Origin of the sequence: Pseudooctadecabacter jejudonensis, assembly GCF_900172275.1 — a bacterium.
Taxonomy (GTDB): Bacteria; Pseudomonadota; Alphaproteobacteria; order Rhodobacterales; family Rhodobacteraceae; genus Octadecabacter; species Octadecabacter jejudonensis.
Window position 1 is genome coordinate 510572 of record NZ_FWFT01000002.1, and the last position, 25401, is coordinate 535972.

At 61.1% G+C, this 25401-nt stretch carries 23 protein-coding genes and 1 tRNA gene; 11 read left to right on the forward strand and 13 right to left on the reverse strand.

Annotated elements, in window-relative coordinates:
- Positions 1–97: 97 nt before the first annotated feature.
- Positions 98–1666 carry a 1-hydroxycarotenoid 3,4-desaturase CrtD gene (gene crtD, locus PSJ8397_RS07620; RefSeq protein ID WP_085863986.1) on the forward strand — a complete coding sequence of 523 codons (1569 nt, stop codon included), beginning with the start codon at positions 98–100 and terminating at the stop codon, positions 1664–1666.
- On the forward strand, positions 1621–2490 hold the full coding sequence (gene crtC / locus PSJ8397_RS07625) for a carotenoid 1,2-hydratase (protein ID WP_085864290.1): 870 nt from the start codon (positions 1621–1623) through the stop codon (positions 2488–2490). Before crtD ends, crtC begins: the two co-directional genes overlap by 46 nt.
- On the opposite strand, the gene tspO is transcribed toward crtC, so the two are convergent.
- The 3 genes from tspO to PSJ8397_RS07640 are packed head-to-tail and all read right to left on the reverse strand — an operon-like array spanning position 2487 to position 5565.
- Positions 2487–2969 carry a tryptophan-rich sensory protein TspO gene (gene tspO, locus PSJ8397_RS07630; protein ID WP_085863987.1) on the reverse strand — a complete coding sequence of 161 codons (483 nt, stop codon included), beginning with the start codon at positions 2967–2969 and terminating at the stop codon, positions 2487–2489. The genes crtC and tspO overlap by 4 nt on opposite strands.
- Before the next feature lie 29 nt (positions 2970–2998).
- Positions 2999–4021 carry a 15-cis-phytoene synthase gene (crtB, locus tag PSJ8397_RS07635; RefSeq protein WP_085863988.1) on the reverse strand — a complete coding sequence of 341 codons (1023 nt, stop codon included), beginning with the start codon at positions 4019–4021 and terminating at the stop codon, positions 2999–3001.
- Positions 4018–5565: a phytoene desaturase gene (locus PSJ8397_RS07640; protein WP_085863989.1), complete on the reverse strand. Its 1548-nt coding sequence runs from the start codon at positions 5563–5565 to the stop codon at positions 4018–4020. Before PSJ8397_RS07640 ends, crtB begins: the two co-directional genes overlap by 4 nt.
- A 125-nt stretch (positions 5566–5690) precedes the next feature.
- Here PSJ8397_RS07640 and crtA point away from each other — a divergent pair, with 125 nt between their 5' ends.
- From crtA to bchO, 4 genes are read left to right on the forward strand one after another with little or no spacing between them, the layout of a single operon-like run.
- Positions 5691–6395, forward strand: a complete 705-nt coding sequence (gene crtA, locus PSJ8397_RS07645) for a spheroidene monooxygenase (RefSeq protein ID WP_085863990.1) — start codon at positions 5691–5693, stop codon at positions 6393–6395.
- The gene (gene bchI, locus PSJ8397_RS07650; RefSeq protein ID WP_085863991.1) at positions 6392–7396 is read left to right on the forward strand and encodes a magnesium chelatase ATPase subunit I; all 1005 of its coding nucleotides are present in this window, start codon (positions 6392–6394) and stop codon (positions 7394–7396) included. Before crtA ends, bchI begins: the two co-directional genes overlap by 4 nt.
- The gene (locus PSJ8397_RS07655; protein WP_085863992.1) at positions 7396–9024 is read left to right on the forward strand and encodes a magnesium chelatase subunit D; all 1629 of its coding nucleotides are present in this window, start codon (positions 7396–7398) and stop codon (positions 9022–9024) included. The genes bchI and PSJ8397_RS07655 overlap by 1 nt, the downstream gene beginning before the upstream one ends.
- Entirely contained in the window at positions 9021–9860 is an 840-nt protein-coding gene (bchO, locus tag PSJ8397_RS07660) for an alpha/beta fold hydrolase BchO (RefSeq protein WP_085863993.1), read from the forward strand. The genes PSJ8397_RS07655 and bchO overlap by 4 nt, the downstream gene beginning before the upstream one ends.
- Here bchO and glpD read toward each other — a convergent pair.
- Positions 9857–11434 carry a glycerol-3-phosphate dehydrogenase gene (gene glpD / locus PSJ8397_RS07665; protein ID WP_085863994.1) on the reverse strand — a complete coding sequence of 526 codons (1578 nt, stop codon included), beginning with the start codon at positions 11432–11434 and terminating at the stop codon, positions 9857–9859. The two genes, bchO and glpD, sit on opposite strands and share 4 nt — an antisense overlap.
- A 126-nt stretch (positions 11435–11560) precedes the next feature.
- Between glpD and PSJ8397_RS07670 the strand changes: the two genes are divergently transcribed.
- Positions 11561–12307, forward strand: a complete 747-nt coding sequence (locus PSJ8397_RS07670) for a DeoR/GlpR family DNA-binding transcription regulator (RefSeq protein WP_085863995.1) — start codon at positions 11561–11563, stop codon at positions 12305–12307.
- Here the strand turns inward: PSJ8397_RS07670 and PSJ8397_RS07675 are convergent, their stop codons facing one another.
- The 5 genes from PSJ8397_RS07675 to PSJ8397_RS07695 all read right to left on the reverse strand — a co-directional run bounded on the left by PSJ8397_RS07675 (position 12308) and on the right by PSJ8397_RS07695 (position 18053).
- Positions 12308–13216 (reverse strand): Gfo/Idh/MocA family protein, encoded by a 909-nt coding sequence (locus tag PSJ8397_RS07675; protein ID WP_085863996.1) that lies wholly within the window; start codon positions 13214–13216, stop codon positions 12308–12310.
- 12 nt (positions 13217–13228) lie between these two features.
- Positions 13229–14971 (reverse strand): L-arabinonate dehydratase, encoded by a 1743-nt coding sequence (araD, locus tag PSJ8397_RS07680; RefSeq protein ID WP_085863997.1) that lies wholly within the window; start codon positions 14969–14971, stop codon positions 13229–13231.
- Between the two features lie 82 nt (positions 14972–15053).
- On the reverse strand, positions 15054–16052 hold the full coding sequence (locus PSJ8397_RS07685; protein ID WP_085863998.1) for an ABC transporter substrate-binding protein: 999 nt from the start codon (positions 16050–16052) through the stop codon (positions 15054–15056).
- Positions 16031–17395, reverse strand: a complete 1365-nt coding sequence (locus PSJ8397_RS07690) for a sensor histidine kinase (protein ID WP_085863999.1) — start codon at positions 17393–17395, stop codon at positions 16031–16033. The genes PSJ8397_RS07685 and PSJ8397_RS07690 overlap by 22 nt, the downstream gene beginning before the upstream one ends.
- Complete coding sequence (locus tag PSJ8397_RS07695) at positions 17385–18053, reverse strand: response regulator transcription factor (protein WP_085864000.1); 669 nt, start codon at positions 18051–18053, stop codon at positions 17385–17387. Before PSJ8397_RS07695 ends, PSJ8397_RS07690 begins: the two co-directional genes overlap by 11 nt.
- A 101-nt stretch (positions 18054–18154) precedes the next feature.
- On the opposite strand from PSJ8397_RS07695, the gene PSJ8397_RS07700 reads away from it, so the two are divergent.
- The 4 genes from PSJ8397_RS07700 (at position 18155) to PSJ8397_RS07715 (ending at position 21606) form a co-directional block, all read left to right on the forward strand.
- Positions 18155–19141, forward strand: a complete 987-nt coding sequence (locus PSJ8397_RS07700) for a Bug family tripartite tricarboxylate transporter substrate binding protein (protein ID WP_085864001.1) — start codon at positions 18155–18157, stop codon at positions 19139–19141.
- A 72-nt stretch (positions 19142–19213) separates the two neighbouring features.
- Positions 19214–19696 carry a tripartite tricarboxylate transporter TctB family protein gene (locus PSJ8397_RS07705; protein ID WP_085864002.1) on the forward strand — a complete coding sequence of 161 codons (483 nt, stop codon included), beginning with the start codon at positions 19214–19216 and terminating at the stop codon, positions 19694–19696.
- Positions 19697–19699: 3 nt separating this feature from the next.
- A complete protein-coding gene (locus PSJ8397_RS07710) occupies positions 19700–21193 on the forward strand; it encodes a tripartite tricarboxylate transporter permease (protein WP_085864003.1) in 1494 nt (497 codons plus the stop codon).
- On the forward strand, positions 21190–21606 hold the full coding sequence (locus PSJ8397_RS07715) for a VOC family protein (protein WP_085864004.1): 417 nt from the start codon (positions 21190–21192) through the stop codon (positions 21604–21606). The genes PSJ8397_RS07710 and PSJ8397_RS07715 overlap by 4 nt, the downstream gene beginning before the upstream one ends.
- A gap of 258 nt (positions 21607–21864) precedes the next feature.
- Here PSJ8397_RS07715 and PSJ8397_RS07720 read toward each other — a convergent pair.
- The 4 genes from PSJ8397_RS07720 to PSJ8397_RS07735 all read right to left on the reverse strand — a co-directional run bounded on the left by PSJ8397_RS07720 (position 21865) and on the right by PSJ8397_RS07735 (position 25392).
- Positions 21865–21940, reverse strand: a tRNA-Thr gene (locus tag PSJ8397_RS07720).
- Between the two features lie 42 nt (positions 21941–21982).
- Positions 21983–23440 carry a heme biosynthesis protein HemY gene (locus PSJ8397_RS07725; RefSeq protein ID WP_085864005.1) on the reverse strand — a complete coding sequence of 486 codons (1458 nt, stop codon included), beginning with the start codon at positions 23438–23440 and terminating at the stop codon, positions 21983–21985.
- 17 nt (positions 23441–23457) lie between these two features.
- Entirely contained in the window at positions 23458–24642 is a 1185-nt protein-coding gene (locus tag PSJ8397_RS07730; protein ID WP_159453107.1) for a COG4223 family protein, read from the reverse strand.
- 60 nt (positions 24643–24702) lie between these two features.
- Positions 24703–25392 carry a uroporphyrinogen-III synthase gene (locus PSJ8397_RS07735; protein ID WP_085864007.1) on the reverse strand — a complete coding sequence of 230 codons (690 nt, stop codon included), beginning with the start codon at positions 25390–25392 and terminating at the stop codon, positions 24703–24705.
- Positions 25393–25401 lie beyond the last annotated feature (9 nt).

Below are 25401 nucleotides of genomic sequence, written 5' to 3' on the forward strand. Positions count from 1 at the left end.
CGCAAGGGCATTGGACCTCCAGACTGTCTGTATTGTCAGACAGTTTATATGTAAATTATAGTGGACACATTAACAAAACGAGTCAACCAGAGGGTCGATGAACAAGAACCGACACATTATCGTGGTGGGCGCAGGCATAGGCGGTCTGGCGACAGCGCTGCGACTGCTGGCCACGGGCGCCCGCGTCACAGTGGTTGAGGCCGCCGCAGACGTTGGCGGCAAAATGCGCACGGTCCCGTCAGACGCGGGACCGGTGGACGCAGGCCCGACGGTTTTGACCATGCGCTGGGTGTTTGACGATCTATTCGCCGCCGTTGGCGAACGCCTGTCGGATCACGTGACATTGACGGCTGACCCCACCATCGCCCGCCATATTTGGTCCGACGGCACCACGCTTGATCTGATGGCCGACCCGAACATGTCCGTGGCGAATGTCGCTGACGTCTTTGGCGCCCGCGCCGCGTCCGAATTTCGCGCCTTTTCAGCCCGCGCCGAACGGCTCTTTGCCGCTTTTGATGGGCCCATGATGCGCGCCGCCCAGCCCAGCGCCATGGCATTGACCGCGACCGTGATGAAATCGCCGTCGCTTATCGGCGCTATGGCCCCGCACAAAACCCTCGCTTCGTTGTTGCGCGCATCCTTTACAGACCCCAAGTTGCGGCAGCTTTTCGGGCGCTACGCCACCTATGTCGGCGGGTCCCCCTATGCGTCACCTGCGCTTTTGTCCCTGATCTGGCACGCGGAAAGCACGGGCGTCTGGGCTGTAAAAGGCGGCATGCATGCCTTGGCACAGGCGGTGCATCGGTTGATCGTTACGCTGGGGGCAGAGGTCCGCCCAAACACCCCCGTGACCCAGATCAGGCCCACGGACAGCGGTGTGACCGTTCACACGGCCACCGAAACCCTCAGCGCCGATGCCGTGGTTTTCAACGGCGACCCACGTGCCTTGGCTGTGGGGCATCTTGGGCCAGAGGTCGCCAGTGCGGCCCCCCAAACCATCACCACCCCGCGCAGCCTCTCCGCTGATGTCATGGCCTTTGCCGCGGTGCCCCACGGCGTGCCGCTGGCCCATCACACCGTCTTTTTCGGCGACGATCCCCGCGATGAATTCGACCCCATCGCGCGGGGCGAAATCACGTGCGATCCAACCCTTTATGTCTGCGCCCAAGATCGGGGCGCAGGCCAAAGCCGAACCGGGCTTGAGCGGTTCGAGATCATCATGAACGCAGCCCCCTGCGCGCCCGACGCGCAGCTGTCCCAAGAAAGGGCACACCAATGTCAGACACGTATTCTGGACCGCCTGCAAAGCATGGGGCTGACGTTCTCCCCCGCGCCGGACGCCTCCGCCCTGACGCAGCCCGTGCAGTTCAACCGGATGTTTCCGGCCAGCCTCGGGTCGCTTTACGGGCAATCCCCGCATGGGATGACAGCGGGGCTGAAACGTCCGACGGCACGAACCCCGATCAAGGGCCTTTATCTGGCGGGGGGCGGGGCGCATCCGGGGGCGGGCGTGCCCATGGCGACCCTCTCCGGACAGCACGCGGCAGAGGCGATCATGCAGGACCTTGCTTTAACATCGCCGTCCCGCCAAATGGCTACGCCTGGTGGTACATCGACGGGATCAGTCATGACGGCACGCGCGCCGTCTCCGTCATCGCCTTCATAGGGTCCGTCTTTTCGCCGTGGTATAAATGGTCCGGCCGCCGTGACCCCGAAAACCACGTCTGCATCAATGTCGCGACCTATGGACCCGGCGGGCGGTTCACCATGACAGACCGGGGCCGCAGCGCCCTGCGTCAGACGAACGACACGTTCACCGTTGGACCGTCTTCGCTGCATTGGGACGGCACTGATCTGATCATCGACATCAATGAAATTTCGGCCCCTCCCATCATCAGCCGTGTCCGTGGACAGATCCGCGTGACGCCTCGGGCCATGACCGACATGGAACTCCTGCTGACGAATGACGGCGCCCATGTCTGGCGGCCCTTCGCGCCGATCTCTGACATCTGTGTCGATCTGGAGGCTGAGGGCTGGCAATGGGACGGCCACGGCTATTTCGACAGCAACTTTGGCACCCGCGCGTTGGAGGAAGATTTCAGCTTTTGGACCTGGGGCCGCTATCCGACATCTGACGGCGCAGTCTGCATCTATGACGCCGAACGCCGCGACGGCACGACGCTCGACAGCGCAATCGCCTTCACGCCCGACGGCGACATGGCCTATACAGACGCCCCGCCGCGCACGCGGTTCAAACGCTCCCTGTGGCAAGTGCGCCGCGAAACGCGGGCGGATGCTGGCACGATCCCGCGCCAAGTCCTCCCCATGCTCGATGCACCGTTCTATTCCCGTTCGGCGGTAGAGACGACATTGAACGGCGAACGGGTCACCGGCGTACATGAGGCGCTAGATCTGAACCGCTTCGCCTCACCCTTGTTGAAACCCATGCTTGCCTGTCGTGTCCCGCGCCGCGCGAAATGGCGCTTCTAGGGCTGATCCTGCAAGGCCACCGGTTCGACATTGGGGTTGCGCGCGGCAACGGATATGTTCAGCGCGCCTGCCACAGTGACCCATGCCAGATAGGGCACGAACGCAAGCCCCGCGAGCGTGTCGATTTGCCAATGGGTCACCATGCAGCCGGCCACAGCAACCCATAACAACGCCATGATCGGCACGGCCTGCTTCAGCCGCCGCAACCCGAAAAACACCGGCGTCCAGAGTGTGTTCAACGCAATTTGCGCCGCCCAAAACGCCATTGCAAATCCACTGCCGTCTACCCCCGCGACACGAGCACCGGCAAAGGACATCAACAGATAAAGCGATGTCCACGCCACCGGAAACATCCAATTGGGCGGCGTCCATGGGGGCTTTTCGAGGCGTTCATACCAATGCCCCGGCGGAAACATCGCACCCGTGGCCCCCGCTGCAAACGTCGCGCCAAGGAAAATGAGAAACACTAAAATATCCATCATAGGGCCCTTTCCGTCAGCCCTTTGACTTAGGCGGGGTTTGACGTCTGTCCAACGGTGCTGTCCTGACGTTGCAACTGCGCCAGCACATCCAAAAGGGCCGCCGTCCGCCCCTGCGGTTTGCCCTGATGGGACGCCGCATCAACCAAAAACGCGACCTCATCCAAAGGCCGCGCGTGCAGGACGGGCGATTGAGGCGTGATCAGGCTAACGCCCGTGCGCACAATCGCCTGACCCATCCAACCGAGCTTTTGTGCAGTCGACGTATGCGCCCGTGTGCTGATGCTGTCGTAACCTGCCCGCCGAACCTGAGTGCCAATCCCGCCATAGATGAATCGCGCCGCATAAATCCCCATGCGTGAGGGCCTTGGCAAAGCAGGCACGCCCGCCTCGGACCGCAGATAGAGCCTGTGCGCCTCAGCCAGCAAGCGCCGCGCCATGCGGCGCACATCAGGTGTGGCCTCAGGGGTGTGCAGGAAGGCATCGACATCCATCCCCGCCTCCTCCAACCAGTCAAGCGGCAGATAAATTCGCCCAGCGCGGGCGTCTTCCCCGATGTCGCGGGCAATATTTGTCAGCTGCATCGCGACGCCCAAATCACAGGCCCGCGCCAAGGCATCCGCATCGCGCACGCGCATCAGCACGCACATCATGACGCCCACAGCAGAGGCCACCCGCGCCGAATAGGACCGCACGCCGGACAAATCCGCATACCGTCGCTCCTGCGCATCCCACGCCAACCCTTCCAAAAGGGCATCGGGCAAGGCCTTCGGCATCTCAAATTCTTCCACAACAGAGGCAAACGCCCGATCCTCAGGCGCATCTTTGGGCTGGCCCGCATAGATCGCATCCAACCGCTGCTGCAAAGACAGCACAGCGCGACGTTTGTGATCGCCCTCGTCCACCTCATCATCAGCCAACCGGCAAAACGCATACAGCACCAACGCCGGGTCGCGCACCGCAGCGGGCAACAACCGTGACGCTGCGTGGAAGGAATACGACCCAGTGCGAATGGCCTCGCGGCAGTGGTCCAGATCAGCGGTCAGGATCATTCGGCGGCCATCCGTTCAGTGACAAAGGTTTCCGGCGCGTCGGGCACCAATTGCCCCAACACCTCAGCACTGGACACAACGCCCGGCAGGCCCGCGCCCGGATGCGTGCCCGCACCGACAAGATACAGCCCCTTGGCCTCTTCGCTGATGTTATGTGGCCGGAACCACGCCGATTGCAGGATGCGCGGTTCAATCGAAAACCCGCTGCCGTGGGGCGACAAATAGCGGTCGCGGAAGGTTTCGGGCGTGAACGTCTCGGACGCGCTCAGATGGTCACGGAACCCGGGGATCGTTTTTTCCAGCACCGCGGCGACCTTCTCTTGATAGATCGCAGCTTCGCTCGCCCAATCCACCCCATTGTCGTGACCCAAATGCGGGACGGGGGACAAAGCGTACCACGTGTCATCGCCCTTGGGCGCGACACTGGGGTCCGTCACAGACGGGCGGTGCAGATAAAGGCTCATGTCATCCGACAGTTTGCCCTTGATAAAAATATCGCGCAGCAGGCCTTCGTAGCGCGGCCCGCTGAGGATCGTGTGATGTCCCACGTCGGCCCATTTGTCCGCTGTATCCCGCGTTCCGAAATACCACACGAACAACCCCATGGACCAACGGCTGCGCTTCAGTTTTTGGCTGGTCCAACGTTTGCGCGTGTGATTGCGCAGCAGGCGGTCATAGGTGTGGCCCGCGTCCGCGTTGCTGACGATCACCGGCGCATCCAATTGCGCCCCATCAGCCATCGTCACGCCAACGGCGCGTCCTTGGTCGACGCGAATCTCGTCCACCTCAACGCCGTAACGGACCGATCCGCCCTGCGCCTCGATCACCCGCACCATCGCGTCGGCAATCGCCTGCACCCCGCCCATGGCGTAATGAACGCCGTATTCTTTCTCAAGATAGCTGACGAGGGCGTACATCGACGTCACGTGCATCGGATCACCGCCGATAAACAGCGGATGAAACGACAACGCCATGCGCAACCGCTCATCCTTCACATAGGCCCGCGCATGCCCGAGGATCGATCGATCCGCCCGCAGCTGCGCGAACTTCGGCAAAACCTTAACCGTCTCCCACAACTGATGCATGGAGCGCCGGCCCAGCCCCTCGAACCCGACTTTGTATCGGGCCTTGGCGCTTTTCAGGAACTTGTGAAATCCGGGCACGTCTGACGGAGACAGCTTGGCCACCTCAGCGACCATGCCATCGGTGCTTTGCTGGGCTTTGAACGAACTGCCGTCCTCCCACCGGATCTCATAAAACGGATCCATCGGGCGCAGATCAACGTCGCGGTGGAAATCACGCCCGCAGGCGGCCCACAGATCCTCAAACACCTCTGGCATGGTGACAATCGTTGGCCCCAGATCAAACCGGTGCCCGTTCTGGGTCACGGACGATCCACGCCCGCCTGCACGATCCAATTTATCCAGAACCTGCACGCGGTAACCCTTGGCCCCTAAACGCATGGCCGCAGAAAGCCCGCCCAGACCCGCACCAATAACCAAAGCGGCGTCGGGCGATTCGTATGAGGTGTCTTGTGTAAACATATCTTTACAGTAATCCGACGTAGTCTCTTTTACAACGCATCCTTTAATCGCTGTGTATGCGAAACCCTTCCCAAAGCAATAAAAATATGTAAATCTAAATTGACACCGCAAAGGGAACCACGCGTGTGAGCCAGATCGTCACCCTCAGCCTGTTCCGGTTTGACCGGACCCGCGACCGCCTATGGGCGTTTGCGATGATGGGGGCCGCGCGGCTGTCACTGCCGCGCACGCCTGACATCGGGTTTTGGAAACTCTGCGGGTCTGGCACAGGCGAAGGTTTTACGCCGATTCCCAATTTTGGCGTCTACGCCATCCTCGCCACATGGCCCGACCACGACACCGCCCGCGCGCGGATTGCCACGGCACCGATCTTTCGGAAATACCGCACCCGCGCGGCTGAGGATTGGACTGTGTTCCTCACCCCGACCTCCGCCAAGGGCGAATGGTCGGGCACCGCACCCTTCACCGTGGGGGATGCACCTGAAAACGGCCCCCTCGCCGCTCTCACACGGGCGACCGTCAAACCCAGCGTTGCGGCCCGGTTCTGGAAACGCGTGCCTGACATTTCAACCGTGATCGGCGCGGACCCGAACGTCGCCTTCAAAATTGGCATCGGAGAGGTGCCGCTGCTGCATCAGGTTACGTTCTCCATCTGGCCCGACGCCAAACGCATGGCGAACTTCGCCCGCACCGGCCACCATGCCGACGCGATCCGCGCGGTGCGGTCCGGCGGCTGGTTTCGTGAAGAACTCTACGCGCGGTTCGCCGTGACCTCTGACATGGGCACGTGGAACGGTGCCTCCCCCCTCGCTCATCTGGATATGCCATGAAACAGCCCTTCCCGTTTTCCGCCATCGTCGGCCAGGACGATATGAAACTGTCGATGATCCTGACGGCCATTGACCCGACCATTGGCGGCGTTCTGGTCTTTGGCGATCGCGGCACAGGCAAATCCACCGCCGTGCGCGCCCTTGCGGCCCTGCTACCGCAGATCCAACGTGTCGAAGGCTGCCCCGTGAATTCCGAGAAAGCCGAGGACGTGCCCGTCTGGGTCGAGATGGCCGACAAGAAAATCTCTGCCGCGCCGACCCCCGTGGTTGATCTGCCGCTTGGCGTGACCGAAGACCGCGTGACCGGCGCGCTGGACATAGAAAAGGCTCTATCCAATGGCGAAAAGGCGTTTCAGCCGGGCCTGCTGGCCCGTGCCAACCGCGGATATCTCTATATTGATGAGGTGAACCTGCTCGAAGATCACATCGTCGATCTTTTGTTGGACGTCGCCCAATCGGGCGAAAACGTCGTGGAGCGTGAAGGCTTGTCCATCCGCCATCCGTCCCGGTTTGTTCTGGTCGGGTCTGGCAATCCCGAAGAAGGCGAATTGCGGCCGCAGCTTCTTGACCGGTTCGGCCTGTCCGTTGATGTGACCTCCCCCACAACGATCGAAGACAGGGTTGAGGTGATCAAACGGCGCGATGCCTATGAAACCGATCATGAGGCATTCATGGTCCGCTGGAAGGCGGAAAATGCCCTTGTCCGGACCCAGATAGAAAGCGCAAGACAGTCTCTACATCACCTAAAAACCACCGATAGCGCCCTGACAGACATTGCCGCCCTTTGTCTGAAACTGGGGGCAGATGGGTTGCGCGGGGAACTCACCTTGCTCAAGGCCGCACGGGCCTTTGCCGCCTATCGTGATGATACGGCCATTGGCCGTGATCACATTCGCGCTGTGGCCCCGATGGCCCTGCGTCATCGCCTGCGCCGTGACCCGCTGGATGATGCGGGCAGCGGGGCGCGCGTGGCCCGCGTTGTCGAAGACGTCCTGGCCTAATGCCTTGGGATCGGGCCACCCTTGCGCTGACCCTTCTGGCGATTGACCCCACGGGGCTGGGCGGGGCGAATATTCGCGCCCGCACCGGTCCTGTCCGCGATGCGTTCCTTGAGGCTTTGGCCGTCTTGCCCAGCCCCGCATCCAAACTCCACCCCGCTATGGATGACGACAGTTTATTTGGCGGTCTTGACCTGACCCGCACCTTGCAAACCGGTACGTTGACCCAAAACAAGGGTCTATTGCGCCAGTATCCGACACATGTCCTGACTATGGCAGATCGCTGCGAACCCGACCTTGCGGCGCGGTTGGCCATGGCAATGGACGCCGGAACCTTGCAAACGCTGGTCACCCTCGATGAAGGGGCCGACGCGGATGAGGCCGCCCCCGCCGCCTTAACCGAACGGATGGCGTTTCATATCACCCTCGATCTTGCCACCCGCGACATCGGCCTCTTGCCCGACGAGGTCGAGATCACGCGCGCACAGCGTCTGCTGCCATCGCTGGCGACCCCTGATGATACAATCATGACCCTGTCGCAGATTTGCATCTCGCTTGGCATTGACAGCGCCCGCGCGCCCATCTTCGCCCTTCGTGCGGCACGCGCCCATGCGGCGTTGCGCGGCGACACGGCCATTGCACCGCAGGATATTGAAACAGCCGCGGCACTGACCCTCGCGCATCGCGCGACCATGCTGCCCCCAACCGACCTCCCCCCCGAAGAGCAGGAGGCCGACCCGGCGCCGCCACCCTCACCCCAAGACATCGGACAGCTCGAAGACCGCGTTCTTGAGGCGGTGATGACCCATCTTCCCGAAGGTCTGCTGGATCAGATCAAGGTGACAGGGCGTCTTGGGTCAGGATCCGGTGCGGGGGCCAAACATCGGGGCAATCGCCGCGGCCGGCCCAAACCTGCCCGCCCAGGGCGTTTTTCGGGGCGAAACAGGCTCGATCTTATGGCAACCTTGCGGACCGCCGCGCCGTGGCAAAAGCTGCGCGGGGGTGGGCAGGGCCACATCAAAGTCCAACCATCCGATTTCCGCATCAAGCAGTATGAAGACAAATCAGACCGCGTGTTGATCTTCACCGTTGATGCCTCTGGCAGCGCCGCGATGGCCCGTCTGGCCGAGGCAAAGGGGGCCGTCGAACTTCTGCTGGCAGACGCCTACGCCCGCCGGGATCACGTCGGCCTGATTGCCTTTCGGGGGGAGGCCGCAGACACACTGCTGCCCCCAACACGATCCCTTGTGCAGACCAAACGTCGACTGGCCGCGTTGCCCGGCGGTGGCGGAACGCCCCTTGCCGCCGGCCTGCTCGAGGCGATGGCCATGGCCGAAACCACCCGCAGGCAAGGCATGTCCCCCTGCATCGTGATTCTGACCGATGGCCGCGCCAATATCGCGCTGGACGGCACGGCAGACCGGCCCAAGGCCTGTAGTGATGCCGATGCTGTTTCAGCCCAAATCCGAACCAACGGGATCGATTCAATCGTCCTTGATCTTGGGAACCGCCCGTCCCGCTATTTGTCCGAGCTCGCGGCCCGTATGGACGGGATGTATATGCCCGTGCCCCGCGCGGATGCACACAAAATGTCAGGCGCGGTGTCTGCGGCGCTTAAGGATCAGACGTGAAGTGGCCAGAGGATGCGACGGGTTGGCCCATGGCCGATCATTCCCGCAAAGTTCTCTGCCGCCCCCACCGCTGGCATGTGCAAGAGGCGGGCACAGGGGACACGCTGCTGCTGATCCATGGCGCGGGCGGGGCGACACAAAGCTGGCGCGGTATCTTCCCGATCTTGCGCGAAACACATCACGTCGTTGCAGTTGATCTGCCCGGTCAGGGGTTTTCGGAAAACGGCGCGCGGGCCCGTTGTGGCCTGGCGCATATGGCCGAAGATTTGGCCGCATTGATCCAACAAGAGGGATGGACGCCAAACGCCCTGATCGGGCATTCCGCCGGTGCCGCGATCGCCCTTCAGATGGCGCGATCTGCCCCTTGTCATGTCATCGGGATCAACGCCGCCCTGTCGAATTTCAAAGGGGTCGCCGGGTGGCTTTTTCCGATGATGGCCAAGGCGCTGGCCCTCAATCCGATCTCTGCGGCTTTGTTTGCCAAAACGACCACTCCGGCTGGGGTCCGGAACCTTATCGCTGGAACAGGGTCGAAATTAAATGCGGAGGGGGAAGGCCTGTACCTGCGGTTGGCACAAGACAGCGGGCATGTGGATGCGACGTTGTCCATGATGGCGCAATGGTCCCTCGACGGGCTGACGGCCGCCCTGCCGGACATCCAGTCGCGCGTCGATCTGATCATCGCCAATGGGGACAAAGCCGTGCCCCCGTCATCAAGCCGAAACGCCGCCCATCGCCTGGCAGACGCGCACCTGCATGAGGTCACATCGCTTGGCCATCTCGCCCACGAAGAAGACCCCAAACAGATCGCTGATGTCATTTACGACGTGCTTTAGGCCGCGGCCCGCGCACCGATCATCCAGGCGTCCAACGTCGCGATCTCATCTTTCGACAACCGCAGCCCCAATTTGTTGCGCCGCCAAACCACATCTTCGGCGCGGCGGGCGTATTCCTTGTCCATCAACCAACGCACCTCGGCTTCGGTCAGGGTCGCCCCAAAGGCTTGGCCCAAATCGTCCAACGTCTTCGCCGCCCCCAAAACCAGGGCCGCATCGGTCCCGTAGGCCCGCACCAGCCGTTTGGCCCAAACGTGATCGACAAAGGGATAGCCCGCCTCAATCTCAGCGATCAACGCGTCCACACCGTCAACTGGAAAATCCCCACCGGGCAGGGCAACGCCGGCGGTCCAGTCGCCTGTCACGCCGTCAAAAAACGGGCTGATCTTTTCAAGCGCACTTTGCGCCAACCGCCGGTACGTCGTGATCTTGCCCCCAAAGATGTTCAGGATCGGTGCCCCACCGTTGGTGTCCACCTTCAGCGTGTAATCCCGTGTTGCGGCAGTCGCGCTTTGTGCGCCGTCATCATAGAGGGGCCGCACGCCCGAATAAGTCCAAACCACATCATCAGCTGTAATGTCCTGTTTGAAATATTCATTCGCAAAGGCCACCAGATAGTCCCGTTCCTCGACCGTGCAGACCGGCTTGGCATCCGGATCCTCATGTTCGGCGTCCGTCGTCCCGATCAGCGTGAAATCCGTTTCATAGGGAATGGCGAAAATGATGCGTCCGTCGGTGCCTTGGAAGAAATAACACTTGTCATGATCAAACAGCCGCTTGGTCACAATATGTGACCCACGCACCAATCGCACCCCTTCGGTGGAATTCAAACGCACCTTTTGCTGGATGATATCACCCACCCAAGGACCCGCCGCGTTGACCAACATCTTGGCCCGCACAGTCCGTTCTTTCCCCGTCTCAACATCCTGCAACTGCACCACCCAATGATCATCGTGACGCAAGGTCGACACCACTTTGGTCCGCACCATGATCTGTGCGCCGCGGTTTTGGGCATCCCGCGCGTTCAGCACCACCAAACGAGAATCCTCGATCCAGCAATCGGAATATTCATAGGCCTTTTCAAACCGGTCCTCGATTCCCGCCCCTTCAGGCGCGGTCCGCAAATCGACGGTCGTGGTGCCGGGCAAGATCTTACGCCCGCCCAGATTGTCATACAGGAACAGGCCCAGCCGGATCAGCCACGCAGGCCGGCGGCCCTTCATCCATGGCATCACAAAATTCAACAGCTTCGACGTGGGCGTCGATCCTTCGAACCGCATGTCCTTGTGGTAGGGCAGCACAAACCGCATCGGCCAGGAAATATGCGGCATCGCGCGCAGCAGGGTTTCGCGTTCGATCAACGCCTCGCGGACCAAACGAACCTCAAAATATTCCAGATACCGCAGCCCGCCGTGAAACAGCTTCGTCGACGCGCTGGACGTGGCAGAGGCCAGATCGTTCATCTCAGCCAGACCGACAGACAGCCCACGCCCCGACGCATCCCGCGCGATGCCACAGCCGTTGATGCCGCCGCCAATAATGAAAAGGTCAAAATCTGTCTCTACGTCCGCCATCGGGTCACCTGACTCGTCAAAATCTGATCGTCGCCTGATCTAGCGTACTCCCCATGAAAGAAAAAGAACGAAGTTTATTTATGTTCGTTTCTGGATAAAGCGAACATTCTTCATTATGCTCATGCCATGAATTTCAGACACACAAAAATCCTCGAACGGGCGCGCAGCCAAGGCAAAGTCACCGTCGAAGGGCTCGCTGCAGAATTCGATGTAACCTTGCAGACCATTCGTCGCGATCTGACAGATCTGGCGGAACAGGGTCGATTGGAACGGGTGCATGGCGGGGCTGTCCTGCCATCGGGCCAACGCAACATCCGCTACGAGGACCGCCGCCGCCTGAATGAGGCCGCCAAGGCACGCATTGGTTTGGCCTGCGCGAACGAGGTGTCGAACGGCGCGTCGATCTTTATTGGCATCGGCACCACCTGTGAGGCCGTGGCCCGCGCCCTTGTCCACCACGAAGGTCTGCGAGTGATGACAAACAACCTCAACGCCGTGCCCATCCTGTCCGCAAACAGCGCGAACAGTGTTCTGGTGACAGGCGGCACCTTGCGCGCGGCCGACGCAGGGCTGGTGGGGGCCCAAACCGCGCAAAGCGTGCGTCAGTTCAAATTTGATCTGGCGATCATCGGGTGTTCCGGCCTCGACCGTCGGGGCGATCTGTTCGATTATGACCTGGATGAGGTTGTCGTCAGCCAGACCGTCATCGAAAACAGCGCCGCCACGGCCCTTGTCGCCGATGCCACCAAATTTGCGCGCAAGGCCCCTGCGCGCATTGCACGGATGTCGGAGCTTTCGGTGTTCGTAACAGACACTAAACCGCCTGAATTGGCCCATACCCCACCCCGCACGATCATCGCGGGGCGCGGTTGATCACCACTCAAAGGCGTCGACGGTTTCGCGCTCACATAAGGTCATGATGTCCGACACATGGACCATCGGGGCAAGGTCCACGTCCGATTGCCCCTTGCGCACCAGATCCGCCATGCGGGCATAAAGCGCGGGATATTCGCCAAGCTCCGCCAATGATTGGTCTGCACCATCCACGATGCACCGGTTGCCGCCCTCTTTCAGCTGCACCGCCGTGCCATCGGTGGCGGTCAACGTCATCTCCCACAGCTGCTCACCCTGCTTCAGCCAATCGAATGACGCAGTGACACCGCCCGTGAACGACAGTTCCGCCGCGACGGGCGTCTGCCTGTTGCGGGGCACCTGCACTATCCCGCGACGCAGATGAACCGGCGCTGGCAGTATCTCTGTCAGGATCGACAGCGCGTTGATGCCAGGGTCCAGCACGCCCATGCCGCCTGGTTCCCACACCCAGTCCTGGCCTGGATGCCATTTGCGCACGTCTTCTTTCCAATCGATGTGCGCTGTCTCAATCGTCTTGCCCGTCAGCGCCGCTTTGGCCGCCGCCACGCCCTTGGCCATCCGGCTGTGCCATGTTGCAAACAGCACGACACCCGCCTCTTCCGCCATCGCCTGCAGGGCGTGGACCTCTGCCACTGTGGCACCGGGCGGTTTTTCCAGCATCACATGCCGCCCCGCGCGAATGCAGGCTGCCGCGTAATCAAACCGGGGCACAGGCGGCAGGCAAAGGCTCACGACATTGATATCGAGGTTTTCCGCCAGCATAGTGTCTATTTCAGTGTAGGATGTGACCCCGTCAACTGTGCCGGACCGGCTGACTGTAGCGTCCAAATCCCACTCATCCGATGCGGCAATCGACGGGACGTGCTGATCTACAGCGATCTTGCCAATGCCAACCAATGCAACCTTCATACCCGCCCCTCCTTAATGGGATTCACGGGCGACGTCGCTGCCACGGCGGCCCACCAGAAAATCGAAATCCGCCCCCTGATCGGCGCGGTTCACCTTGTCATGATACAGCTGTGCATAGCCGCTCGTGGGGCGCTCCACGGGGGGTGTCCACGCCTCCAATCGCCTTGCCAGCTCTTCGTCGGAAATATCCAGATGCACGCGGCGGCCTTCGACGTCCAATTCAATCATATCGCCGTTTTGCACAACGGCCAGCGGGCCACCGGCAGCGGCCTCAGGGGCGGTGTGCAGCACCACGGTGCCATAGGCCGTGCCCGACATCCGCGCGTCTGAAATGCGCACCATATCCCGCACGCCCTGTTTCAACAGCTTGGCGGGCAAAGCCATATCACCGACCTCCGCCATGCCGGGATAACCCTTGGGGCCGCAGTATTTCAGGACCATGACGCAGGTCTCATCAATATCCAGATCAGGCAGATCAATGCGCGCTTTATAGTCGTCGATGTCTTCGAACACGACAGCCCGCCCACGGTGCTGCATCAAGTCAGGTGAGGCGGCAGAGGGCTTCAAGATCGCACCATTGGGCGCCAGATTGCCCCGCAACACCGCGATGCCACCGGATTGGCGCAGCGCCTTTTCGGTCGGGACAATGACATCCTCGTTCCAGTTCTGAACGTCCTTGACCTCATCCCAAATGGGCCCGCCCGATACCGTCAGCGCATCCTTGTGCAGCAGCCCCATTTCACCCAGCCGTTTGAGGACGACAGGCAGGCCACCCGCGTAGAAGAACTCCTCCATCAACCATTTGCCCGACGGCAGCAGGTTCACGATCGTCGGCACGTCCTTGCCGCAGCGATCCCAATCTTCAAGCGTCAGATCGACCTCACACCGACCGGCCAGCGCCTGCAGATGCACCACCGCATTGGTCGATCCACCAATCGCGCCATTGGTGCGGATCGCGTTCTCAAAGGCATCCTTGGTCATGATGTCGGACGGCTTCAGATCATCCTTCACCATCTGCACGATGCGTCGTCCGGTCAGCTGGCTCATCATGCGGCGGCGGCTGTCGACGGCGGGAATCGCGGCATTGCCGGACAAGGCCATGCCCAGCGCTTCGGCCATGGACGCCATCGTGCTGGCCGTGCCCATGGTGTTGCATCCACCTGCAGACCGCGACATCGACCCTTCGGCCTCAACAAATTCGTCCGGCGTCATCTCACCGGCCTTCACGGCCTCATTGAACCGCCGGATGTGGGTGCCCGACCCCACACGTTCCCCCCGAAAATGCCCGTTCAACATCGGCCCGCCGGACACGACGATGGCAGGCAGATCAACAGAGGCCGCCCCCATCAACAACGCGGGCGTGGTCTTGTCACAGCCCGCCATTAGCACAACGCCATCAATCGGCTTGCCGCGTAGTGCCTCTTCGACGTCCATCGCACACAGGTTGCGGAACATCATCGCCGTGGGGCGCAGCGCGCTTTCCGACGGGCTGAACACCGGAAATTCCACCGGAAAACCGCCCGCCTCCCAAACACCGTTCTTCACCTTTTCGGCCAGTTCACGCAGATGCCCATTGCAGGGCGTCAGGTCAGACCAAGTGTTGCAAATGCCAATCACAGGCCGCCCGTCGAACAGATCGTCAGGGTAGCCTTGGTTCTTCATCCAGCCACGGTGATAAATCGCGTCCTTACTGGTGCCGCCGAACCATTCCTGCGACCGCAACTTGCGGGGCCAAGGGGCAGGTGTAAATGTCATGGCATCCTCCAGTCGTTGGGTTGGCTACGTTTCACCCCAGACCGCACCAGATGCAAGGGGCCGCGTCAGGGCGACCACAGGATCAGCCGTCTTGCAGGATCGCATCTTCCCATTCGCGGATGAAAATCGCGCGCTTCATTTGGTCCAGATAGGTCATCAAAGCCGGATCGAGGGAAATGATCGTGGGGTTGCGCTGGGCTGCGGTCAAAGACGGCAAAGGAAACCTCTCCGCGTCGCCCGACGCCTGAACCGCCAGCACATGCCGCACGAAAGCGTCCGCCAGATCCGGCGCACGCGTCTTGCCCGAGACCAAAACCGTCCGCATCATCGTGGTGGGAAACTCAGACGGCAGGATAACCAACAAAGCGTCCTCCTCTTCAGCCCGCGCCTCGGCGTAACTGCCCAAAACATTATAGGCGACGACCAAATCGCCGGAGACCAGATCATCAATCATTGCGCCTGAACAGCAGTACAAATGCGCACCCATCCGGCCCATAACCTCAATCAGGCGCCAATAGGTTTCAGACGCGCGCGCGTCTTGCGTGGCAAACAAATACCCCAGCCCAGATTGCCGCACATCATAGGTGCCCACGCGGCCCTCAAAAACCTGGCTGTGATCGCGCATCAGGGCGATCATGTCCTGCCGTGTCTGCGGCACAGGCAACGCCCCCAGCCCCCGCCGGTTGATCACAATCGCCGCCGGTTCAGCGGTGAAGGCAAACAGGCTGTCGCGCCACTTGGCCCAGGCGGGATGGCCCGTGTCTGACACCTGCGCGGCAAACCCGTCGTTGGCCAGTTTCAGCTGCAGGTCCATGGCGCTGGAAATGACCACATCGAACCCGTCGGGGGCCGCGCGAAAACGGGCGTCCAGATCGGCGGTGCCCGTCACCAGATATTCCACCGACACATCTGTGCGTCCGCGCAAGAAATCCTCAATGATCGGTGCAAAAAACGACGTATCCGTGCTCGACAAGATCCGCAGCGACACATCGCCCGCGCCAAAGACCTGTCGGTCCTCCCAGTCCTGCGCTGCCACCATCCAAGGCAGCAGCCATAGAATTAAAACTGCACCAATGCGCATGCGCCGCCTCCCTCACGGTTGCCAAGTGTCATCTGTCCGCCGTGCGCCTCTGTCACGGCCTGCGCGATGGTCAGCCCCAAACCAGACCCCACCTTATTGCCCGTATCACGTCCCCGCACAAACCGGCCCGACAACGTCTCAATCTCATCCAGATCAAAGCCGGGACCGTTATCCAAAACAGAGACAAACACGCCTGAATTGTCCCCAACTTCAATCTCCACCACGGTCTCGGCGGGGGCATATTTCAACGCGTTGTCGATCAGATTGCGAAACGCATTTTGCAACAAAATCGGATCACCCAGAAGATGCGCAGACCCTGATGCGCGCAACTCCAAACGAATGTCTTTCATGTCTGCAATCGGTGTCATCCGTTGCACCAATTCCGCCAGCAAGGCGGCGATATCAACCTCAACCCGCTCCAGATTCTCGGCCCGAAACGTCACCATCGCATGATCCAGCAACTGCCCCGCCGCGCGGCTGCTTTCATCAATCGCACGCACCATCGACAACAAGGCCGTGCGGTTGTCGGGGCGATCAACGCGCTGCAACGTGGCCTCCGCATGGGACCGAACGGTGGCCAGCGGCGTGCGAATGCGGTGGGCGGCCTCGGCGATGAAGTCTTCCGACTGGGTCAACGTATGATCCAACCGCGACATAAAGGTGTTCAATGATCCGACCAGCGGCACCATCTCGGATGGAACGGGCCGTGCCACAGGGCTCAGGTCTTGCGGGCCGCGCCGCGTCACCGATGTTGTCAGCCGACGCAACTGCGCGGACGTGTCTGATGCCGCCCAAGTGGCCAGCGCCGTGGCCAGCGCGAAAAACCCCAACCCCAAAACCGCGACATTGCGCGAAATGCCGTTCAACGTGTTCGACAAGGCGTCCTGCGTTTGCGCGACAGACACCGACACCGTGCGCTGCCCATCTGCGGCAATCAACCTGCGTGCGCCGGTCGCCACGCGCACGGGATCGCCGCCCATGACCGATGTCGTGAAAATCTGTCCTTCGGGCATGGCGTCGGGCACCTCCAGATCGCCATAGCCAGACAGCAACTGACCATCCTCACGGATCGCGTAAAACACACGATCATCCGCATCCGTCGTCAGCATCGACAAGGATGAATACGGAAAATCAAGCGACACTTGCCCGTCTCTGATCACGGCCGAATCCAGGATCGACGACATCGACGCGGCCAACACGTTGTCTTGCCCTTGCTGCGCGATTTGCGCCGACAGCGCGCGCACGGCCACATACAGGATCACCGCCAGAACCGCGGCGCCGCCCGTCAGGATCAACGCCAGCCGTGTGCGCAGTGATCCGCGCGCGTTCACCTCAGCCGTCATGGTCCAACCTATAGCCCAGCCCGCGTAACGTCTTGATTTGCACGTCGGACCCATCCAGATGTTTGCGCAGCCGCCCGATGTAGACCTCAACCGCGTTCTCGGACACATCGTCATCGTATGAGAACAGACGATCCACCAGCTTTTGCTTGGAAAACACCTGGCCTCGCGCGTTGATCAACAGCTCAAACAACCGCAGCTCCCTGTTGCGCAGCTCAACCGGTTGGCCCTTGACGTGCAGCTGCCCGCCCACCGCGTCAAATTCCACATCTCCCACCTGCAGAACCGACCGCGCCGATCCGTTCTTGCGCCGCAAAACCGCCCGACAGCGCGCCTCAAGTTCTGCGTGATCGAACGGCTTGGTCACGTAATCATCCGCCCCCAAATCCAACATACTGATTCGATCAGACACCTGACTGCGCGCGGTCAAAACGATGACCGGCGTGTCATTCATCGCCGCGCGATGCTGCTTTAGGAAGGTGCGCCCATCGCCATCCGGCAACATGATATCCAGCAGGATCAGGTCGTATTCCCCCGCCTGTGCAAACCCCACCGCATCTGCAATTTTGCTTGCATGATCAACGCTGTGCCCGTCCAGCCGCAACCGCGACGTGACCGCCTGGGCAAGTTCTGCGTTGTCCTCAACCAACAGGTATTTCATCGCGCATTCACCTTTTTGGGCACGTGACAGGTCTGTGTCAGGTTGCCGTGCTCATACTCTGCCACCAGCCATGAGGAGTGGCTACCAAAAGGGAGAGACCAATGAAAATGATGAAACTGGGCCGCCGCGCCCTCATGGCGACAGCTGTCGCGACATTCGGGTTTGGCACCGCTGCCATGGCAGACGGCCACCAGATCCTGGACGAAGTGCACTTCCTGATCCCAGGCGGCGCTGGCGGCGGCTGGGACGGCACCGCGCGCGGCACGGGTGAGGCGCTGACCGAAAGCGGCCTCGTCGGGTCCGCGTCTTACGAAAACATGTCCGGCGGCGGTGGCGGCACAGCCATCGGCTTCCTGATTGAAAACGCCGAAAGCAATTACGGCACGCTGATGGTCAATTCGACCCCCATCGTGATCCGGTCGCTGACGGGCGTCTTCCCCCACAACTTCCGTGACCTGACGCTCGTGTCCGGCACCATCGGTGATTACGCCGCCTTGGTCGTGCCCGCAGACAGCGACGTTTCCGACATGGAAGGGTTCCTTGCCATGTATGACGCCGATCCAAACGGCACACCCATCGGTGGCGGGTCCGTTCCGGGCGGCATGGACCACCTCGTCGCCGCAATGGTGATGGAGGCCTCTGGCCGTGACGCGCTGGGCGTGAACTACATCCCATACGACGCAGGCGGAACCGCTATGGCAGCCCTGCTGTCCGGTGAGATCAAGGCGCTGTCCACAGGCTTCTCCGAAGCGGTCGATCTGGCCAACCAAGGCGAAGTCAAAATCATCGGCGTGACCTCTGAGGACCGTGTGGATGCGGCCCCCGACGCCATGACCATGATGGAACAAGGCATCGACACCACCTTCGTCAACTGGCGTGGGTTCTTCGCAGCGCCCGGCCTGCCCGATGACCAGCTTGAGGCGTATAAGGCCGCCATCGCCGCCATGTATGACACCCCCGAATGGGAAGCCGTGCGCGCGCGCAATGGTTGGGTCAACATCCACAACCCCGGCGACGATTTCCTGACATTCCTTGAAGGTCAAGAACAGGTGATCGGTGATCTGATGACGAAGCTCGGCTTCCTCTAAGACATCGCAAACGCATATCGGGCGGGGCAGATCATGCCCCGCCTTTTCCTTTTGACACGCAGGAGACCGGCCATGGCCCTCGATCGCTGGATCGCACTCATTCTGTTGGGGATCTGCCTTATCTACGGCTACACCGCATGGTTCACGATGGACGAAAGCCTCGCCCCTTTCATGCGCCGCAACCCCATCTGGCCCAGCACCTTCCCCAAGGTCCTGTCCATCTTCGGCATCATCGCCTGTTTTGTCATCCTGTCGGGGCTTGAGAAAGGCGAACAAAAGATCGGTGATATCGACCATCGCCGCCTGACCGATTATTTCCTTGGCCAGGCGATCCTGTTGCTGGCCCTCATGGTGGTCTATGCGCTTTGCTTGCGCCCCCTTGGCTTCCTCGCCTCCACCAGCCTGTTTCTGATCCTCGGATCCTTCATCTTGGGCGAACGCAAGTTCCACATCATGATCCCCGTCGCCCTGATCGCGACCGTCGCCGTCTGGTACCTCGTGCAAGAGGTGTTGGGCATCTTCCTGCGCCCCCTCCCCTATTTTCTAGGAGCCTGACCCATGCTCGAAGGTATCCTGATCGGCCTGCAAACGGCCCTGTCCCTGCAAAACCTGATCGTCGTGATCGGTGGCTGCCTGATCGGCACATTCATCGGCATGCTGCCCGGCCTTGGGCCCATGTCCATCATTGCCATCATGATCCCCGTCGCCATCACCATGGGCGATCCGTCTGCCGCCCTGATCTTACTGGCCGGTGTCTACTACGGCGCAATCTTTGGCGGCTCGACCTCGTCGATCCTGCTGAATGCCCCGGGTGTGGCAGGCACCGTAGCATCGTCCTTTGACGGCTACCCGATGTCGCAACAGGGCAAGGCGGGCAAGGCGTTGACCATCGCCGCCATCGCCAGTTTCGCGGGCGGCACCATCGGGGCCATCCTGTTGATGATCTTCGCGCCCATGCTGTCCTCGGTCGCGCTGCTGTTCCATTCCCCCGAATATTTCGCCCTGATGGTCGTGGGCCTGTCCGCCATCGCGGCCTTCGCAGGCCCAGGCCAAGTGACAAAGGCGCTGTTGATGACGATCTTGGGCCTGATCATGGCCACCGTGGGCGAAGGCGCACTGTTCAACCTGCCACGTTTCACCGCCGGCATCATGGATCTGCAATCGGGCTTTGGGTTCATCACCCTCGCCATGGCCATGTTCGCCCTGCCAGAGGCCGTGTTCCTTGTCCTCAAACCCAAAAACCTCGGTGACGACGGAGGAGAGATCAAAGACCTGCGCATCACACGCGCCGAGGCCCGCGCCATTGCCCCCGTCATCGGCCGCCAATCCGTGCAGGGGTTCTTCATCGGTGTGCTGCCCGGTGCTGGCGCCACAATCGCGTCGTTCCTTGGTTATGCCGTCGAACGCAACATCGCGCCCAAGGCTGAACAGGACGAGTTCGGCAAAGGATCGATCAAAGGCCTCGCCGCGCCGGAAACCGCGAACAACGCGGCCTGCACCGGGTCGTTCGTGCCCCTGCTGACCCTCGGCATCCCAGGGTCTGGCACCACGGCGATCCTTCTTGGTGCCCTCATCGCGCTGAATGTCACCCCCGGCCCGCGCCTGATGGTGGATGAACCGCAAATCTTCTGGGCGGTCATCATGTCCATGTTCATCGGCAATCTGGTGCTGCTGATCCTGAACCTGCCCTTGATCCCCTACATCGCCAAACTGCTGGCGATCCCGCGCAATTACCTGATCCCGTTCATCCTGTTCTTCACCCTCATGGGCGCCTACATCGGCCAGAACAACGCGACTGAACTGCTGCTGCTTGTCTTCTTTGGCATCTGCGGCATCGCGCTGAAATTCGCGAATTATCCATTGCCGCCCCTTCTGATCGGCTTCATCCTTGGCGGCATGATGGAGGACAACTTCTCACGTTCGATGCAGCTTTATGGCGGGGTGAATTTCGTGTTTGAACGGCCCATGACGCTTGCCCTTTTGCTGATCGCGGCCGCCCTGATCATCCTGCCCATCGTCCGCGCCCGCAAAGCGCGCAAAGCGGCAGCATGATTGCCTATGTGACCATCGGGGCGGATGATCTGGACCGCGCACAGCGGTTCTATTCCGCCCTGCTGATCCCACTTGGCTACGGGCTGGAAATCGGGCCTGAGGGGCTCAGTTTCGCGCTGCCCGTCCCCCACGGCCAAACGCCCGTTCACCCGGAATTCTACGTCAAACCCACCTTCAACGGGGCCCCTGCCACGGCAGGCAATGGGTCCATGACCGCATTTGAGGCTTCCGATCAGGCGCAGGTCCGTACCCTTCACGCAGCCGCGCTCTCTGCGGGCGGGACAGACGAAGGCGCCCCTGGCTTTCGCCCCGATTACGGCCCTCGGTTCTACGTTGGCTATCTGCGCGACCCGCAAGGCAACAAGATCGCATTGTTTTCGTCCAATCCGAACGATCCATCACGGAACGATTGACCCAATGCAGTCTATCAAGGGGGCTGCGGGCCCAAGGTTTTGCGCCATGGCTTGGCACTGGCACAGGTTGATAGCTTCTTCCAAGTAATGATGGACGTCCCACCCGCACCCTATGCGTTAGGAGAACGGGTTTAGGCGGTGATCCAATGCTGCTGCGCTCTCGCCCACGCGGTCCGCTGATGTCGTCGGCTAAGGGGGGATCATGACAGAAAGGTCGATACCAAGCACATCAGTGTCATCATGAAAGCTTGGTAGAAGTGGTGCCGCTGAAGGGACTCGAACCCCCGACCCCATCATTACGAATGACGTGCTCTACCATCTGAGCTACAGCGGCCACGGCGCGGTCTTTAGCACCGCGCCATGACTTGGAAAAGCGTTATTTTTGCTCTTCGGTGTCGGGTATCTCTTCGACGATCTCGGCTTCGACAAAATCCGCGTCGTCCTCTTTTGGCGCCTCAATCTGTCCGACAATCAGCGGCAACATCTCAGCGCCCGCTGGCATGGAAACTTCGCCCATTGGCGGCTCGCGCCATGACAGCGTATCGAAGCCGCCGCAGTTGGAACACACCGGCTCCCATGCGCCATGGATGTGTTGGCAGTTGTCGCAAATCCACTGCGGTCCGCGCGGTGCCGTCAACGCCTTGGCCAGCCAACCGCGCACAACGGCATCGGCGGATCCTTCGCCCCGTTCAACGGCGGCCATGATCGTCAGGCTGCGGGCCGTCGGGGCCTCTGCCACCAGTTCGGTGATGTCACGTCGTGCCTGCGGGAAATCCTCCGCCGCGATGTGTAGTTCGGCCAGCAGCATCTTGGTCTCTGGATGATCAGGATGCTGCTTTGTCAGCACACGGAACCGTTTCAGACGCGCATTGGCATCCTCCTCCGGTTCGATCTTGGCAAAGGCCGCAGCCAGATCCGGATGGGGGGAGACCTCCCACGCCTTTTTGATCACCCGCGTTGCGGCCCGCTTGTTGTCCTTTTCCACGTAGGTCTCAGCGGCCATGACAGCGGCAGGGATCAGATCGGGCGACATGCGGTTGGCCTCAATCGCGGCCTCCTGTGCCTCAACCGTTTGCCCGTCCTGCAAAATGCCCTTCGCCTCGGACAGGGCCAAGACCGCATCGCGGCGTTTGTGGACATTCCGTGGCAATTGCCCCGTCTTCAACTTTGCCGTCAACGTCTTGCGGGCACCGGACCAATCCTCTTTCTCCGCCTGAAGGCGCAGCAAGGTGTCCTGTGTCTCCACATGCTTGGGCTTAATCGCAAACGCCTTTTCGGCCAGCGCCAACGCGGTATCTGTATCGCCGTCTTCCAACTTTTGTTTCATGATGCCACGCACACCCACGAACCGCGTGCGCTCATCTTCCAACAGCTTGCGATAGGTCTGTTCAGCCGTGCGGCGGTCACCCGCCAACTCAGCCGCCTGCGCGGTCAGCAAATTGGTCAACTCCGGCCGTTCCAGATACTTCTCCGCGCGGCTTGCCTTGGCCATCGCCAAACGCCCTTCGCCGGACGCCAGCGCCATCATCCCCTCTGACAAGGCCTCAAACCCTTTGCGTTCGCGGTTGCGTGAGAAATAGCGAGAAATCGCCGTTTCGTCGCCGTTCAAAAACTTGAACGTCGCGATCGCCAAGCCAATCAGTTTGAACGTCAGCCACACCAGCACCACCAAAACGATGAACGCGATAAACAGCTCCAACACAGACAGCGTCGCCGCCTGCCCGCCAATATCGAAGGTCGCGCTGCCTTCCATATCCATCAACATCGTCGCGCCAAAGGTCGCGGCCATGACAACCGCAACAAAGGCCAAAATCTTAATCAGGGACCACAGCATAAATAGGCAGCTTTCGTTTATTGATAGGTTTCAGACAGGGACGACAAAGCATCCAGAACATCGGATCGTGCCTGCGCGCGGGCCGTCCAGTCGGTCATCTCGGCGCGGGACACTTCGGGCAGCGCTTCGATCTCCGCCAGCGCATCCGCGATCCGGCCTTCCTTGACCGCAGCCTCAGCGCGCGACAGGACCGCATCAGGGCCAGGCCCCTCCTGGGGGGAGGTAGACCGCACATCAAACTGGCTGCGCAGGAACCCGCCAAGGCCCCCCTCGTCGCCCGACACACCCTCAGACCGTGCGGATGCCAGCGCCGCGCGGGCCACCGCAGGGAAATCCGCCACCAGTTCTGCAGTGGTCGCAACACCGATCTCCGCCGCCGCAGTCAACGCCGCAGGGGCCTCCCCGTCAAACGACGCCAAAGCATCGGCAAAGGACGCACCTGTATCAACAGCAGTTGCAATGCGGTTGATCGCGGCGCGCGCTTCAGCAGCCTCAGCCGCGGCCAATGCCTCTTGTTCCAATCTTTCCGCCTCCGCACGGGCTTCGGCCAGATCGGCCTCTGCCTGTGCTGCGGCTGTCATCACGGCACCTTGTTGGGTTTCCAACTCAGCCCTCAACGCGTCCAATTCCGCCTGATACGCGGCCAGCGCAGTGTCCGACAACGTGCCATCCGCATTGGGCTGACGTTCCACTTGCGCCAAACGCTCATCCAGTTGGGTGATCTGCGCCGTCAACGCCTCAACAGACGCAGCGACAGTCGCGTTGACCTCGGTTGCGACATCTTCAATCCGGGCCTCAACGCCTGACAAATCCACCGGCGGAAGATTATCCAAACGGTCCTGCAGGGCGGCAATCTGCTCCGCCTGTGCCGCAATCATCTCAGCACTGGTGTCCGTATTGGTGTAGGTCGCGATGCCATAGCCGATCGCACCAGCAGCCACACCACCCAAAAGCAGCATCAAAAACCCGCCACCCCCGTTTGACGGCGCAGGCTGGGGTTCAGGCGCAGGCTCTGGCAAAGTCTCAGGCGTGTCCTCAACAACGTCTCCGTCAATCGACACATCGTCTTCCACGGTCGCGTCTGACGTCACATCCTCGTCTTCCACGATCTCCGCATCTTCAACAGACGTCAGATCGTCCTGCGTCTCAGACACATCCTGATCCGGCTTTTCCTCAGTCTCACTGATCGGAGATTTGGCCACGTTCGCCACCCACTACCTGTTTATCTAACCATTCGACTGTACAGCGCACCTGACAGACCCTCAAGCGATCAAAGCAGCCACAGCCTGTGTCATAGACGCCAAATCAGGACGGTCAGCCACCGTGATATTTTGGGGCGACATCTGTTCCGCCGCCTGGGCCACCGCCGCACTTATGGCAACGATATGCATCCCCTTTGGTTCCAACGGCCAATCCAAAAATAAAGACACTGTTTCAGCGGAAAACGCGGGAAAAATGATATTCCGGTGCGCCCTCAACAGACCGCCCAATTCAGCAGGGGGCGGACACGCGATCTTGCGATAGTTCACCACCTCCGCACAGGTCACACCCGCAGCCGTCAGCCGCTGGCTGACGTCGCCGCGCGAAATTTCCCCGCGCAGGTGAACCAACCTTCCGCCCGTTTGTTCCGTGAGAATCAGGTCGATGAGTGTGTCCGCATCGCCCGCCGCACTGCGCGCCTCATACCCAGCGGCCCGCGCGGCCTGCGCCGTTGCGTCGCCCACACACCACGCAATCCGGCCCTCCCCTTCGGGCGCAAAGGCCACGCCAGCTTTCGACGTGAAAATCGCCTCGTCGAAACACGGGACAGAGCGCGCCACCTCTCCAATCTCAAAAACAGGCGCGATCACGGGTTCGAATGCGCCAGCATGCTGTCGCAGACCCTCAACAAAGGCCTCCGACGCCGCCCTCGGGCGCGTGACCAACACGATCGGATTGTCAAAGCGGACCATAGACGCCAC